The organism is Burkholderia sp. KCJ3K979, assembly GCF_016759955.1.
Taxonomy (GTDB): Bacteria; Pseudomonadota; Gammaproteobacteria; order Burkholderiales; family Burkholderiaceae; genus Burkholderia; species Burkholderia orbicola.
Genome location: NZ_JACFYV010000184.1, coordinates 1 through 13,505 on the forward strand (window position 1 = coordinate 1; position 13,505 = coordinate 13,505).

A 13,505-nucleotide genomic window follows, 5' to 3' on the forward strand; every position below is an offset into this window, starting at 1 on the left:
AAAGTGAGTCGGGCATTCTTATGGGTGTTCATCCGGCTGGGTTCCTGGAAGGTTGGGTGTTTGGCGACTTCCAGTCTCCCAGACTCAGTCCGGATGAACCATCGATACAACCTATTGAAGCTTCACAGCTAGCGTACGGGCCCACCAACATTGGAGCGCCAACTGCAGCGGTATGGAATCAAACCAACGGAGGTTCAGCATGAAAGAGGTAGCGCCTTATGTCCTGACCGGCGCTCTGGCCGTGCAGGACGATTTGGAAGACGAGCAACTCGATCGCGTATCCCGCCATCTAGGAGGTATCGCCACGGTGTATGCGAAGCACGACAAGATTGCCCACACTGTCGCACTGCGGATCTCGGGCACGCTGGTGCGTGACGACGTGCGCTATATCGAGCAACGCGTGGAGCGGTTTGCCGAGGAAAACGCCCGCGTCGCCGCGATTCTCATTAGCGAATGGAATGGTGTGACGAGCGAGCTCGTTGTCGGTATGAACTGGGATGCACAATGTCTGCTCAGGCTCGGCGCTGCACAGGAACAGCTCGGGAAGCTCACGGAACAGTACTTCGACTTTTTGCTGCGTATCGAACCCCCAAGCTCCCCTGTCAACGGTAGTCCGCTCGTCCGTGTCGCGATCGAAGCACAAAACGATCGATGTTCGACGGATAGGTTCGCCCCCTAACTCAGTCTCCAGGCGTCGCGCCCCATTCAACGGACTGGTCAAAAAAGGCCATCTTTCATTGAACCGTTACATGTAACGCTGTATCCTTCGTTACATGTAACAGGAGGCCACAATGGCAGCTACCACTTCGGAGCGTGTTCGAATTCACCGCGAGAATCTTCGTGCGGCCGGGCTACGCCCAATTCAGATATGGGTGCCCGACGTCCGCCGGCCGGGTTTCGCCGATGAATGCGCTCGGCAATCGCGCATGGTCCACCAGAGCATCGACGAGAACGATCTGCTCGATTTCATTGAACAGGCTACGGACCTCGGACACTCACAATGAATCGAGGGAGCATTGTCACAGTCGCGCTCCAAGGTGATTTCGGCAAGGCTCGGCCGGCGCTCGTGGTGCAGTCGGACCTGTTTACCGAACATCCCAGTGTAACGTTGCTGCTAATGTCGAGCTCAATGGTCGATGCGCCCTTGATACGCATTACTGTTGTCCCATCCGAGCAGAACGGCTTGCGCATGCCGTCCCAGATTGCCGTAGACAAAATGTTCACCGTGCGCCGCGAGAAAATCGGTCGCCCCATCGGCCACCTCGAAGATGAACTGATGGTTGCCGTCAATCGTTCGCTACTCGTTTTTCTAGGACTAGCGTAACCGAGCCGCAAAAACAGCGGGCGGATTTCAGTACAAGACAAGGCCCCCTCTCCGATCACTGCATCAGTGACAGTCGGCACTTACCGCCCTTGATCGCGACCTTTTTGTTTGCCGGAGACAACTGCGCACTATGGTCGCCGTGCGTACGCCTGTCAACGCCAAACCTACCCAGTTGCCACGCTGGTACTCCCTCCGTAGATTCGAACCAGTGCAGCGATCCATCAGCGTGCCTTGCAAGGTCGGGTAAGCGACGCGCTTGCAATGCGTCGTTACCGTCGTCGCTATCCGCGCACCACACCGCTTCCAACATGCGCCGAACATGAGCAAACAAGCCCGAGCCAGACTAAGCGTTGAACTCGGCCCGCTAAAGCGGGAGTGGGACGCATATTGTGCACAGCGTGGCCTGACACCCAGCGAGGGTTTGCGGCAGTTCGTTGCGAAGGTCATTGCAAACGCTACAAATCGACCGCAGCCACATCAGCCCCTACCGCCACGACAAGGCCCATGCAAACAAATTGGGATCGCGTTGACCCACGCCGAGCTCGCACGCGTAAAAAGTGCGGCCTATCTTGACGGCTTCACGGCAAATCGATGGATTGTGGCACTGATCCGCGCATACCTGACGGACGAACCGCAGCTGGGTAACCGAGAATTGACGCTTCTCGCCGAATCAAACCAACAGCTCGCGGTAATTCGGAGGCAGCTGGGCGAGCTTGCAAGACACGTCAACGCAACCGGGTGTATAGACGGGCTCGATGGAGAGCAAATCCGTGCCACGATCGACGCCCATCTACGTACCGTGGCGAAGCTGCTGCGCAGAAACCTCGATCGCTGGAGCCGGTGATATGTCTTTTCCGAGAGTCTATGTCGACGAACTTTTGCTCAACTGGGGAGATCGCCTGTTTCACGATCCCCTACGGCATGTTCAGCCGCCGCGCCTTTCGGAGTGGGCGTTCCACCGAGACGCAATGCATCTGCGCGAGAAGCTGATGATGACACTTCGAGGCGCCTCCGAAGTGATGGTCAAGATCAGCAATAGGGCATCCGGTCCGCAGGGAATGAGCGTCGTCCGTCGTCACTTGAAGTACATTTCGCGCGACGGTTGTGTCGAACTGGAGGACCAGGACGAATGCCTGATTGCCGGAAAGCAGGCATTGGATGCTCTGATCGAACAATGGCATGTAGGCGGATGGGGCATCCCTCAAGAAAGCAAACGTCGAGAGACTCTCAACGTCTTGCTATCGATGCCCCCGGGTACCGACCGCCAGGCAGTATGGGACGCGGCACGGGCATTTGCACACGAAACTTTTGGTGACGGACGTCCGTATGTCTTCGCGAAACACGATGACGAGGCACATCCCCACGTACATATGAGCGTTCACACCCGTGGTCCGGACGGCCGGCGGCTCAATCCACGCAAACGAGATTTGCATCAATGGCGAGAAGCCTTCGCCCAACAACTTCGCGCACGCGGCGTCGACGCAAATGCAACGCCCAGAATGGTACGCGGCCAAACGCGGCGTCTTTCGAAGCAGGCAGCTGTTTGGGGAACGCTACAAGAGACCCCAATACGCTCTCCCGTAATCGACGACAGGACGCGCCATGACTTGTGGAAAGCACATATCGAAACCTTGAGCGCCTGGCACCAAATTGCACGCACATTGGCTAACTCCAATGTCCCTAAAGATCGGGCAATGGCGATAGGCGTCGTAGAGTTCGTACGGCAAATGCCCATTTGTTCACTGGGCCCAACGAACAGGCCGCAAGTCCCGGGCTCACTGCCATGGCCGACCCAGTCGACGGAGCGAGGTCGTTCACCAGCGGTACCAGACCTGCAACTGGACAGAAGTCGCCTGCCATCATTAGATGTTGAGCGCTGATGACCGACCGCCACAAGGGCACATGAACAAAGGACAGTGAACCCGCGGCACACCGACGAATGCGGCCATCGCGGACATCATCGCTCAGCAGACGGCTTCGGCGGCGCACGCCCCGAAAGTCGTCACTCTTGAATTGACTGCGCGGAATCGGCGTCGATATAACGCGGCTTCGCGTTCTGCAAGTCGCGCGTGTTCTTCTACACAGCCACCGAGCCGAACAGCGCGAGCACGAACGACATCGCATAAAAGCCCTTCTCGCTCAACTGCAGCGTCGCGTTGAAAAGGCCGACGACCAGCAGCGCGATCGACAGCAGCAGCGCGATCCAGCTGAGGCCGTAGTAGATGCCCGTGACGGGAATGCCTTCCGCGCGGTCGCGCACGCTCTTCTGCAGCGAGATCGCCGCGTAAAGACCGAACACCAGCACGGTGAAGTAATAGCCCTTCTCGTTGAGCTGCATGCCGGCGTTCCAGAGCCCGATCAGGAACGCCGCGAAACCGGCGAGCAGTGCGGCCCACGATGCGGCCACGAACGCGAACGACGGTTGCTGGATGGTGGTCTGGTTCATTGCTGTGCCCTCTCTTTCTTGTTGTTCGAAATCGTTTTCGTTGAACTGCGTTTCGCGCATGGTAGCAGCTTTGACGCGCGTCACGGCAGGCGTGCTTGCACGCTCACGTTTCGCGCCGCGCGCGCCGCCAACGCCCCGGCGTCGTGCCCAGCACCGCGCGAAACGCCTTGCCGAACGCGGCCTCAGACTGGTAACCGACTGCCTGCCCGATTTCCGCCTGTCCGCGCTGCGTGTCCTGCAGCAGCGCGCATGCATGCATCATCCGGATCTGCGCGACGAACGCGCCGACGCTCATCCCCGCCTTCTCGCGGAAATGCCGCGCGTAGGTCGCGCGCGACATCGCCGCCGCGGCGCCGAGCGATTCGACGGTCCACGGTTGCGCCGGCGCCTGCAGCACGGCGTGGACCGACGGGCCCAGCCGCGCATCGGCCGCGAGCGCGAGCCAGCCGGACGGTACGCGCGCACCACGACCGTACGCGCGCAGCGCATACGCCAGCAGCGCCTGCCCGAGCGCATTCACGATCGCGCCGGCACCCGGCTGCACGTTCGACGCCTCGGTACGCAGCACACTCGTCAGCAATTGCAGCGGCGCGGCCCCCGAGGTGTCGCGCAACCCGACGTGCAACACCTGCGGCAGCGTACGCATCAGCAGTTCGCCCGCGCCGCGCGCATAGACGAACCGTCCGCAGAGCAGATCCACGCTCGCGCTGCGCGGTTCGACCGGATCGAGATTCGACTTGACCGGCAGCACCGCGCCGTCGCCGACGCGCGAATCGCGCAACGGCACGAGTGGCTTCGAGCGGCCGCCCCCTGCGTCGAGCAGATCGTGCCCGCCGCCTGCGGGCAGCAGCACGAAATCGCCCTCGGCGAGTTGCAGCGTGCGCCCAGCGGCGGCACGCAGCCGGCAGGTTCCGGCCAGCACCAGATGGAATGCCGCCTCGCCGGGTGGCAGCGGGTCGTGCGGCATCGCGAACGGGCCGTCGAGCAGACAGCGCACATCGAGTTCGACATGGCTGCGACCCAGCGACAGCAGTTGACTCAATGCATCCATGAGACGATTACGCTAAAAATTGACACTCTAGCGTATCGAAACCCTCAGCGCGAGCGATCAGAATAGCCTTGCATCGCCCGAGATCGCGGCACCCGCCGCCCTCCTCACTCTTCTCGACAAGGACGCATCATGCTGAACTGGAACGAATACCGGAAGGAACTCTCGACGCGTATCGGCGACATCGCCAAGCTGTCGCCCGATACGCTGGCTGGCTACAAGGCGCTGTCCGGCGCGGGCGCCAAGACCGGCCATCTCGACGCGAAAACCCGTGAGCTGATCGCGCTCGCGGTGGCCGTCACGACGCGCTGCGACGGCTGTATCGCCGTGCATACGGCCGAAGCGGCCAAGCATGGCGCGACCAAGGAGGAAGTGGCGGAGGCGCTCGGCGTCGCGATCGCGTTGAATGCGGGTGCGGCGCTCGTCTATTCGGCGCGTGTGATGGACGCGCTCGGCGACTGAGCCGGCACGGTGCGGCACGGCCCACGTGCCGCACCGAACTGCTGCATTGCATGGCGCCGAGCCACATGGTCGCGCGGTCGCGTATCGCGCGGAGGCGGCCGCCACGTATGACGATTGTGGGTGAGCCGCCCGGACGCGGCGACGTCGCGGAGTCGGCTACCATGCGCGAACGATACATCGTGAAGGAGCGCTCCATGTGCCGCTGGCTCGCCTATACGGGTAATCCGATCCATCTGGAAACCGTGCTGTTCCGCGCGAAGCATTCGCTGATCGACCAGAGCCTGCATTCGGAGCTGGGCGCCACGACCACCAATGGCGACGGCTTCGGCATCGGCTGGTACGGGCATCCCGACGAACTCCCGTTCCGCTATCGCTCCGTGCATCCCGCATGGAACGACCGCAACCTGCGCGAAGCCGCGCGTGCGATCCGCTCGCGGATGTTCATCGCACACATCCGCGCGGCGACCGACACGCCCGTGCAGGAAACCAACTGCCACCCGTTCCGCCACGGCCGCTGGCTATTCGCGCACAACGGGCTGATCCGCGACTTCCACAAGCTGCGCCGCGACCTGACGATGAAGGTCGACCCGGCGCTATTCCCGACGCTCGAAGGCTCGACCGATTCCGAGCTGATGTTCCGCCTCGCGCTGACGTACGGTCTCGAGCAGGCGCCGCTGCCGGCGCTCGAACGGATGGTCGGCGTGGTCGAGGAAACCGCCACGCGGCATCGCGTCGCCGATCCGCTCAACATGACGATCTGCGCGACCGATGGCGAACGGATCGTCGCGGTGCGTTACTCGAGCGAACGGCAATCGCGCTCGCTGTTTCACAGTACGTCGTTCAAGCATCTGCACGAGCTGTATCCGCATAACCCGCGTATCGCCGAAGCCGGCGATGATGCGTTCATGGTCGTGTCGGAGCCGCTCGTCGACCTGCGCGGCGCGTGGGAGGAAGTGCCGGAGGGCATGGCGATCGTCGCGCATGGCGCCGATGTGCAGCAGCGGCCGTTCGGGCCGCGGCACAAGTGACATGCGGCAGTCCTGACGAAAGCGAGCATATTCAGGGCACCGGATACTTCCACGCGATAAGACAATTGCGGCGATCCGGTTTTAAGGAGCGACGCTTGGGACTACCGATGCAATCAGAAGGGATGCCAATCGTCGCCCGACAAAGATAATCGGCCAGCACGCACCGAATAATCCCCATTCGATAATGAGCGACAGAGCCTCATCACGAAGCGAGCCCCGCACGCGCTCCCTCTCCGTGTTCGCCGAATAAAAAATTAATACTCTTGCGATTTCATACCCGCGAGGAACGGGGGCGATAATCGAAACACGGTCGACGACATATGTGCCGAGCGATTCGGCCACACGTCGACGGGCGACCGTCGCCATTCTTCTAACGATTCCGACGCAAGCGATTCCCGCTTCCCTCATGGCATCGGGCCCGGCCACAACATACCCAAACTCGGGGGGCCATGAAACGGGGCGGAGATTGTACGCGCCTTTTACCTCGGCGCCGACACGTGCTCATTTCAAATTATTACGACGAATCGGCAATCATTACCGGGCAGAGGGAGGCCGAACCACGTCGTGCCGCACGAAGGCGAGCGCTTATTCCTGATTAAAATATTCAAGTTACAAATTTAGAAAAGGCACGTTACAATCCGCCGACGGATGAATCCGCATCACAAAAAAGTACGACGCAGTTACCGGCACATCGAATCCGAGATGACTCAAGATCTCCAAAATTCCCTCCCTGTCATGCTGACGGGTAATCAATCCGTGCTTTCCAGCATGAAGCAGGACCATGCCTTCGCGGTATGGCTCACCGGCGTCTCCGGTGCCGGTAAATCGACGCTGTCGAACCTGCTGAAGGAACAACTCGATGCGCGCGGCCTGCGGACTTTTGTGCTGGACGGCGACCTGCTTCGCGAAGGATTGAATCAGGACCTTGGATTCAGCGACGCAGACCGCCACGAAAATATTCGTCGGACTGCCGAGGTCGCGCGCCTGATGGTGGATGCCGGGCTCGTCGTCATCGTTGCGCTGATCTCGCCGTTTCAGGAGGCTCGCGCCAAAGCGCGCGCGCGTTTTCCACAGGGCATGTTTTTCGAAGTCTTTGTCGACGTTGCGCTGGATGTGGCGGAAGCGCGCGACCCCAAGGGGCTGTATGCGCTGGCAAGGCAAGGGGCCATTCGGCAGTTCACCGGCATCGAATCCACGTACGAGAAGCCGGTATTTCCCGACGTGCACGTGCGCACGGGCGAAGCCAGTCCGCTGGAATGCGTGCGCGCGATCATGCAGAAATTGCCGTTGAACGACTGATACCGGCCCCTCCCGGCTCATCCGCGCTCGACTACCCTCGCGCTATTGGGGCAAGCGACGGTTGAGCTGTCTGCCTTAGGCCACACCGGCCCACTCTCATGGTTGGCCGCGGCCCCCGAACCGCATCCGGATCGAATCAAGCTCACCCGGCAACCTGCGCGAACGCGCGCGCCGCCGCGGCAGCGCGACGAATCCCAAGCGTTCGTACAGCGCCCGGGCGCGCGCGTTCCGCGTCAGCACGTCGAGCACGACCTCACGGCTGCCATCGCCCGGCAACGCCCCTGTCTCCAGCGCATCGCGAAACAGCGCGCTGAAGACACCCGTGCCGCGCTGACGTTCATCCGTCGCGCAGTGCGCGACGAGGATCTGTGAACGCTTCGGCGCCGGGAGTTCCGTTTCCAGGACCAACCCGCGCAGCAACTGGCCAACCGTGAGGCGCACGCCGAAGAAACGCACGAGCGCCCACACGACGTGCACGTCGTCGAACGTCGTCCGCTGTCCGTCGTGAATCGCCATCACCGCGAGCACCGCGCCATCGTCCCCAACTGCGACCCGATGCCGGCGCCACGAGAAGCGTCCGTGGCGCGACCGGAACGCCTGCTGCAGGAAAGCGATGCAGCGCGCGTCGCTTTCGCCGAGAAAGAAGCCGAATTCGGCCACGCCGGACGCAAACACGAGCGGCGCGCATGCTGCCGCATCATTCGCACTGGCCGCGCGAAACCGCACCGGCTCGCCGGCGCGCGCCACCGCTTGCGCGACCGCGGCGACCTGCGTCACGCGCTGCGCCCCGCGAGGCGCGACAACACGCCCACCGTCCGGCTGATCTGCTCCGGCTCATGCGTCGAACAGATGAAAAAGCGCAGGCGCGCCGCCTTTTCCTCGACGGCCGGATAGAAGATCGGCTGCACGTTGATCCCTTCGTCGAACATCGCATTCGCCCACTGCGCGGCCTTCAGCGAACTCCCCGTGATCACCGGCACGACCGCATACCCGGCGCTCGTGCCGGTATTCAGCCCGGCCGCACGCGCCTCGGTCAGGAACTGCCGCCCGCGCGCCTGCAACTGCGCGACGCGCTCCGGCTCGGCCTGCAGGCGTTCGAGTGCCGCCAGCGACGCTTCGGCGAGCGTGGGCGCGAGCCCGACGCTGTACAGGAAACCCGGCGCCAGATGGCGCAGCATGTCGACGAGCGGCTGGCAGCCGGCGATGAAACCGCCGCAGCCGGCCAGCGTCTTGCTCATCGTGCCCATCCACATGTCGACCTGGTCGGGCGCGACGCCGGCATGCTCGCGAATGCCCTTGCCGGTCGCGCCGAGCACGCCGAGCGAATGGGCCTCGTCGACCAACAGGAATGCCCCGTGACGCGTCTTTACGTCGACGAAGCGCTGTAGGTCGGGGAAATCGCCGTCCATGCTGTACAGCCCTTCGATCGCGATCAGCACGTGCCGGTATTCGCGGCGCACGCGCGACAGCAGCTCGTCGAGCGCCTGCCAGTCGTTGTGCGGGAAGCTCAGCCGCTTCGCTCCGCTCAACTGCGCACCCTGCACGATGCTGTTGTGCGCGAGCGCGTCGTGGACCACCAGATCGCCGGGGCCGAACAGCGCGCCGATCACGGTCACGTTGGTCGCATGGCCGCTCACGAACGCGACGCAGTCGTCGGTCTCGTAGAACGCGGCCAGCGCGCGCTCGAGCGCGCGCTGCACCGGACGCTCGCCCGCGACCATCCGGCTCGCCGAAGCCGACGTGCCGTAGCGATCGATCGCGGCTTTCGCGCGCGCGGACACCGCCGGATCGCCGGCCAGCCCCAGATAGTTGTAGTTGGCGAAGTTCAGGTATTCACGGCCGCCGATCTGCGTGGTCGCCCCGGCGACGCCGTCGTGCACGCGGAAAAACGGCGACTCGACCCGCAGTTTCTCGCCCATCTCGCGCATGATGCGGACCTGCTGATACTGCGGCATCGACTCGAAGCGGCTGCGTGCCGACGCGGTCTGCGCAGCCGGCGTACCGGGCACACCCGGCGCCGCCGCGGCGTCGGTCGCGCGCTCCAGTTGCCGTTTCAGCGCTTTCGCCGCCAGTTGCTGGCGAAGATGCTCTCCCAGTGCCATTGCTTCCTTCGCTTTATCTCGAAAAGCCGCTATGTTACGCCGCGTATTTTTAAAAAGCGTGGTGTCACGCGTCGGAAAACTCGGCCCACTGCCATGCATCGGGCGCGGCCAATAGCGCATCGACCAGCCGGAAATTCATCTCGTGGCTCGGCCGCAGCGCGCTCACGCGCGCGAGCAGCGGCGCGCCGGCCAGTGCGAGATCGCCGACCAGGTCGAGCACGCGGTGCCGAACGAATTCCTCGGGCAGCCGCATTCCGCCCAGCACGCGATTGCCGACGATCGACGCGGTGCACGACGGCCGCGCGCCGCGCAGGATCGGCACACCACGAAGATAGCCGGCGACGATCGCGGGCACGGCCCACTTCACGCGCCCGTACGAGCGCGACGGCGCGATGTCGGTCGCGAATGCGGCCGGGGTCAGCGCGCCGTCCCAGTGCATGTCGCCGAAGCCGCGCAGATCGTTGCGCACGCTCAGTTCGTAACGCGACGCCGGCTCGATCCGCATCTCGCGCCGCTGGTCGCCATCGCCGTCCGTGACGACGATGGGCCGCAGCACGCGAATGAAGCGTTTCGGCGCATCGAGCGCGACGCGGCCGCACGCGCGGATCGCGTGCACCCATGGCGTGGCGCTGCCGTCGAGGATCGGCACCTCTTCCGCGTCGAGCTCGACGATCGCGTGATCGATCTCGCACGCGAGCAGCGACGCGAGCAGGTGCTCGATCGTGCGTACGCCGATGCCATCGGCATTGCGCAGCATCGTGCAGAGCGGCTGCGCGCGGCGCAGCGCGGGGTCGACGGGCAGCGTCGCGAGCGTGCGCCCGTGCTCGACCCGACGGAACACGATGCCCGTCACGCCGTCTTCCGGACGCGCGGGCAGAATCCGCACCCCGACCCGGCGCCCCGTATGCAAGCCGTGCCCGTCGATCGTCAGCGGGCGCGCCAGCGTGCCCTGCCGCGTCGCCCAGCCGGTCGGCGCGCTCACCGCGCCACCTCCAGCGACGGCGATACCTGCTCGGCAACCGGCGCCGGCTGCGCATCGAGCATCGCGCGCGCTTCACCGTCGATCGCATGCTTCGCGGCGAGTGCAGCGACGGCCTCCTGCGCGGCATCGGCCGCCGACGCGACATCGCAGCCGGCATCGGCCGACGCGCCGATCGAATCGACGATGCGGCCGGCCAGCGTCGTCACCGACGCCCCTTCGGCGATCGCCATCACCGACAGCTTGACCTCGAACGCTTCCTCGACCGCAAGGCCGAGCTCCATCCCCATCAGCGAATCCATGCCCATGTCGAGCACCGACTTGTCGAGCGCGATGCGATCGGGCGTCATATGCAGAATCCGCGCGATCTGCGCCTGCAGCGTCCGCGCCACCAGCGCGACGGCTTCGTCGCGCGGCAGGGCGAGCACTTCTTCACGCAGTTGCGTGCCGCCGTCGCGCGCATCGCCCCCCTTCGCCTGCGATTGCAGCAGCGCATACCGGCGCGCCTTCGCCGCCGGCATCCCGCGTGCCACCGCATGCCAGTCGAGCCGCACCACCGCTTCGCCGGCCGCACCCGCCACCAGCACGCGCTCGAGCGCGGCCATCGCTTCGTCGGACGTGATCGACGCACCGCCGATCCGCGACTGCAACGCTTCGCGCGTATCGGCGTTGCGTGCGAGGAAGCCGACATCCTCGAGCGGCCCCCAGGCCATGAACGTGCCGGGCAAGCCTGCCGCGCGACGATGTTCGACCAGCGCCTCGAGGAAAGTATTGGCCGCGACGTAGTTCGATTGCCCCGGATTGCCGAGATAGGTGGTCGCCGACGAATAGACGACGAACAGATCGAGCGGCAGCCCGCGCGTCGCGCGATGCAGGTTCCACGCGCCGGCAACCTTCGGCGCGAGCACCGCGGCCATCCGCGCATCGTCGAGATTGCGCACGAGACCGTCGTCGATCGACATCGCGGAATGCAGCACGCCCTTCAGCGGAACGTCGCGCCGGACGAGCGCGGCCATCATCGCGTCGACCGCCGCGGCATCGGTCACATCGCACGACACGACGTCGACGGTGACACCGAGCGTGTCGCGCCAGCGCGCGACCTCCTCGCGCGCCGCGGCGCCGAGTTCGCCGGAACGGCTCGCCAGCGTCAGCCGGCGTGCGCCGTGCTCGATCATCCAGCGCGCGCTCGCGAAGCCCAGGCCGCCCGTGCCGCCGACCACCAGGTAAGCGCCGTGCGGATCGAGCGCGAGCGCTTCTGCCCGCGCGACGCCGCGCGTCGGCGCGGGCGTGCCGGACGGATAGGTCACGAGCACCTTGCCGATCTGGCGCGCCTGCTGCATGTAGCGGAACGCATCCTCGGCCCGCTCGGCAGGGAACGCGCGATACGGCAGCGGATGCAGCACGCCTGCCGCGAACAGCGCCATCACTTCGCCGAACAGCCGCGCGGTCAGCTCCGGCAACGCGCCCATCAACTGGTCGGCATCGATGCCGAAATAGCTGATGTTGTTGCGGAACGGCCGCAGCCCGATATGACTGTTTTCGTAGAAATCGCGCTTGCCGAGTTCGAGGAAACGGCCGAACGGACGCAGCGTATCGATGCTGCGCACCATCGCCTCGCCGGCGAGCGAATTCAGCACGATGTCGATGCCCTCGCCGCCCGTCATCGCGCGAATCTCGTCCGCGAACGCCAGGCTGCGCGAGTCGAGCACGTGATCGGCGCCGAGCAGGCGCACGAACTCGCGCTTCTCGTCGCTGCCGGCCGTCGCGAACACTTCCGCGCCGAAGTGGCGCGCCAGCTGGATCGCGGCGATCCCGACGCCGCCCGCGCCGCCATGCACGAGCACGCGCTCGCCGCGGCGCAGCCGCGCGAGTTCGACGAGCGCGTAGTACGCGGTGAAGAACGTGGTCGGCACGGTCGCCGCTTCCTCGAACGACAGACGCTCGGGTTTCGGCGCGATGGCCTGCGCGCGCGTCCTGACGCGCGTCGCGAACGACGCCGGCGCGAAACCGAGCACCGCATCGCCCGCAGCGAATGCCGTCACCGCGCGGCCTACCCGGACGACGCGGCCGGACAGCTCCATGCCGATCGTCGCGCCCGCAAAGCCGGTCTCCACCGCTTCATCGGACAGCAGCCCCATCGCATACATCACGTCGCGGAAATTCAGGCCGGTGGCAACCGGTTCGATTTCCACCTCGTCGTCGCCCAGCGCGCTTTCCGGTAGCGCAAACCATTCGAGATTGCGCAACGAGCCCGGTGCGTCGAACGCCAGCACCGACGCGCGTGCAAGCGCGCCGTCGCTGCGCGCCGCGGCCTGTGCGGCCGTCAGCATGCGCGGCACCAGCCGCCCGTGCGCGCTCAGCACGACTTCTTCCTCGACCGCCGCGCCGGTCAGCTCGCGAATCAGCGCATCGGGAATCCCGTGCGCCGTGCGATCGACGTCGATCAGGCGACACGCGAGTTCGGGATGCTCGTTCGCCAGCACGCGACCGAGGCCCCACAGCGTCGCCTGTTCCGGATGCGCGTTCGCGGCCCCGGCGAACGGCGCGCCGCCGCGCGTGACGACGGTCAGCCGCGTGCGTGCGTTCGGTTGCGCGCCGAGCGCGCGCACGAGCGCCGCCAGCGCGATCACGCCGTGACGCAGCGCGGCCATCAGGTCGTCTCCCGTCGTCGTGTCGGCGAGCGGCGTTTCCGGCGCGCAGAACACGACATGCGCCGGTTGCCCCGCCGGCAACGACGCAATGGCATCGGCCGCATGCGCGAGGTCGACGATATCGGCCGGGTAGCCCGCGTGCGCGAGCGCGTCGGTCAGTTGCCCG

13 protein-coding genes and 1 pseudogene are annotated in these 13,505 nt (G+C 64.9%); 8 read left to right on the top strand and 6 right to left on the bottom strand.

The features are described from left to right. The first annotated feature begins 199 nt into the window (after positions 1-199). From H3O04_RS27715 to H3O04_RS27735, 5 genes are all read left to right on the top strand, one after another. Complete coding sequence (locus H3O04_RS27715; RefSeq protein WP_011694172.1) at positions 200-679, top strand: hypothetical protein; 480 nt, start codon at positions 200-202, stop codon at positions 677-679. Between the two features lie 112 nt (positions 680-791). Further along, entirely contained in the window at positions 792-1,004 is a 213-nt protein-coding gene (locus tag H3O04_RS27720) for an antitoxin MazE family protein (protein WP_011544675.1), read from the top strand. Next, positions 1,001-1,324, top strand: a complete 324-nt coding sequence (locus H3O04_RS27725) for a type II toxin-antitoxin system PemK/MazF family toxin (protein ID WP_202588881.1) — start codon at positions 1,001-1,003, stop codon at positions 1,322-1,324. The genes H3O04_RS27720 and H3O04_RS27725 overlap by 4 nt, the downstream gene beginning before the upstream one ends. Before the next feature lie 526 nt (positions 1,325-1,850). Next, positions 1,851-2,168, top strand: coding sequence for a hypothetical protein (locus H3O04_RS36320; RefSeq protein WP_226245292.1), 318 nt, complete (start codon positions 1,851-1,853; stop codon positions 2,166-2,168). 1 nt (position 2,169) lies between these two features. Next, positions 2,170-3,204 carry a relaxase/mobilization nuclease domain-containing protein gene (locus tag H3O04_RS27735; protein WP_082409259.1) on the top strand — a complete coding sequence of 345 codons (1,035 nt, stop codon included), beginning with the start codon at positions 2,170-2,172 and terminating at the stop codon, positions 3,202-3,204. A gap of 122 nt (positions 3,205-3,326) precedes the next feature. Here the strand turns inward: H3O04_RS27735 and yiaA are convergent. Next, positions 3,327-3,770: pseudogene (gene yiaA / locus H3O04_RS27740) on the bottom strand (inner membrane protein YiaA). Between the two features lie 103 nt (positions 3,771-3,873). Next, entirely contained in the window at positions 3,874-4,821 is a 948-nt protein-coding gene (locus H3O04_RS27745; protein WP_011544670.1) for a cupin domain-containing protein, read from the bottom strand. A gap of 129 nt (positions 4,822-4,950) precedes the next feature. Here H3O04_RS27745 and H3O04_RS27750 point away from each other — a divergent pair, with 129 nt between their 5' ends. From H3O04_RS27750 to cysC, 3 genes are all read left to right on the top strand, one after another. Next, positions 4,951-5,280, top strand: coding sequence for a carboxymuconolactone decarboxylase family protein (locus tag H3O04_RS27750; RefSeq protein ID WP_006484989.1), 330 nt, complete (start codon positions 4,951-4,953; stop codon positions 5,278-5,280). A 194-nt stretch (positions 5,281-5,474) separates the two neighbouring features. Beyond that, positions 5,475-6,308 (top strand): class II glutamine amidotransferase, encoded by an 834-nt coding sequence (locus tag H3O04_RS27755; protein ID WP_054927435.1) that lies wholly within the window; start codon positions 5,475-5,477, stop codon positions 6,306-6,308. A 735-nt stretch (positions 6,309-7,043) separates the two neighbouring features. Beyond that, a complete protein-coding gene (gene cysC / locus H3O04_RS27760; protein ID WP_202588885.1) occupies positions 7,044-7,607 on the top strand; it encodes an adenylyl-sulfate kinase in 564 nt (187 codons plus the stop codon). A gap of 96 nt (positions 7,608-7,703) precedes the next feature. Here cysC and H3O04_RS27765 read toward each other — a convergent pair whose 3' ends face one another. From H3O04_RS27765 to H3O04_RS27780, 4 genes are all read right to left on the bottom strand, one after another. Next, positions 7,704-8,384 (bottom strand): GNAT family N-acetyltransferase, encoded by a 681-nt coding sequence (locus H3O04_RS27765; RefSeq protein ID WP_202588882.1) that lies wholly within the window; start codon positions 8,382-8,384, stop codon positions 7,704-7,706. Further along, a complete protein-coding gene (locus H3O04_RS27770; protein ID WP_027807500.1) occupies positions 8,381-9,709 on the bottom strand; it encodes an aminotransferase class I/II-fold pyridoxal phosphate-dependent enzyme in 1,329 nt (442 codons plus the stop codon). Before H3O04_RS27770 ends, H3O04_RS27765 begins: the two co-directional genes overlap by 4 nt. A gap of 64 nt (positions 9,710-9,773) precedes the next feature. Continuing rightward, the gene (locus tag H3O04_RS27775) at positions 9,774-10,691 is read right to left on the bottom strand and encodes a UDP-3-O-acyl N-acetylglycosamine deacetylase (RefSeq protein ID WP_202588883.1); all 918 of its coding nucleotides are present in this window, start codon (positions 10,689-10,691) and stop codon (positions 9,774-9,776) included. After that, the coding region (locus tag H3O04_RS27780) for an SDR family NAD(P)-dependent oxidoreductase (RefSeq protein ID WP_202588884.1) at positions 10,688-13,505 on the bottom strand (2,818 nt) is incomplete at its 5' end. The genes H3O04_RS27780 and H3O04_RS27775, both read right to left, overlap by 4 nt.

What these genes read in the sequence shown, in the direction of transcription:
- H3O04_RS27715 (WP_011694172.1), top strand. Translation starts at nt 200, where the DNA reads ATGAAAGAGGTAGCGCCTTATGTCCTGACCGGCGCTCTGGCCGTGCAG.
- H3O04_RS27720 (WP_011544675.1), top strand. Translation starts at nt 792, where the DNA reads ATGGCAGCTACCACTTCGGAGCGTGTTCGAATTCACCGCGAGAATCTT.
- H3O04_RS27725 (WP_202588881.1), top strand. Translation starts at nt 1,001, where the DNA reads ATGAATCGAGGGAGCATTGTCACAGTCGCGCTCCAAGGTGATTTCGGC.
- H3O04_RS27735 (WP_082409259.1), top strand. Translation starts at nt 2,170, where the DNA reads ATGTCTTTTCCGAGAGTCTATGTCGACGAACTTTTGCTCAACTGGGGA.
- H3O04_RS27745 (WP_011544670.1), bottom strand. Translation starts at nt 4,821, where the DNA reads ATGGATGCATTGAGTCAACTGCTGTCGCTGGGTCGCAGCCATGTCGAA.
- H3O04_RS27750 (WP_006484989.1), top strand. Translation starts at nt 4,951, where the DNA reads ATGCTGAACTGGAACGAATACCGGAAGGAACTCTCGACGCGTATCGGC.
- H3O04_RS27755 (WP_054927435.1), top strand. Translation starts at nt 5,475, where the DNA reads ATGTGCCGCTGGCTCGCCTATACGGGTAATCCGATCCATCTGGAAACC.
- cysC (WP_202588885.1), top strand. Translation starts at nt 7,044, where the DNA reads ATGCTGACGGGTAATCAATCCGTGCTTTCCAGCATGAAGCAGGACCAT.
- H3O04_RS27770 (WP_027807500.1), bottom strand. Translation starts at nt 9,709, where the DNA reads ATGGCACTGGGAGAGCATCTTCGCCAGCAACTGGCGGCGAAAGCGCTG.